Origin of the sequence: Flavonifractor sp. An100 (genome assembly GCF_002161175.1) — a bacterium.
Lineage (GTDB): Bacteria > Bacillota > Clostridia > Oscillospirales > Oscillospiraceae > Lawsonibacter.
In genome coordinates, this window is record NZ_NFMA01000064.1 from 1 (window position 1) to 566 (window position 566).

1 pseudogene is annotated in these 566 nt (G+C 69.6%); it reads left to right on the forward strand.

From position 1 onward, the window contains the following. Window positions 1-129: 129 nt before the first annotated feature. A pseudogene (locus B5E43_RS14780) lies at window positions 130-566 on the forward strand (DNA polymerase III subunit gamma/tau); the annotation flags it as partial.

Here is a 566-nt window from a genome sequence, read left to right on the forward strand (position 1 = left end):
GTTGGGGGACGGATGGCTCATCAAAGACGTACTCCCGTTCCTCCGGGGGCTCCTCGGGCAGCGGGGGCCGCTCCTCCTCCCAGGGCGGTGCGTCCTCCACGACAGCCGGCCCCAACGGCCCCGGCTGTCGTGGAGGACGCACCGCCCTGGGAGGAGGAGCGGCCCCCGCTGCCCGAGGAGCCCCCGGAGGAACGGGAGTACGTCTTTGATGAGCCATCCGTCCCCCAACAGCCAAAGGCAGAGCGGCCCGCTCCGGCTGCCCCGTCTGCGGCTCAGCCTCCCGCTGCCGCAGGTGACCAGGCCTTCTGGCCCTCCTTTGTGGCAGGCCTGCGGGGCAAGGTTCCCCCTTCGGTCACCCCCTACCTGAATAACCCCGCCAAGGTCACCGGGGTGTGGCAGAACGGCAAGCTCACCCTGTGGGTGGACAGCGAGTTTACCCGCTCTATGCTCAATAAACCCGCTGTATTGTCCGGACTGACCCAGGCGGCGGCTGCCGCCTTTGGGGGTGAGCCCCGGGTCAGCGTGGTCACCGGAAAGGCCCCCGTCCCTATCCCCCAGGCTCCGGC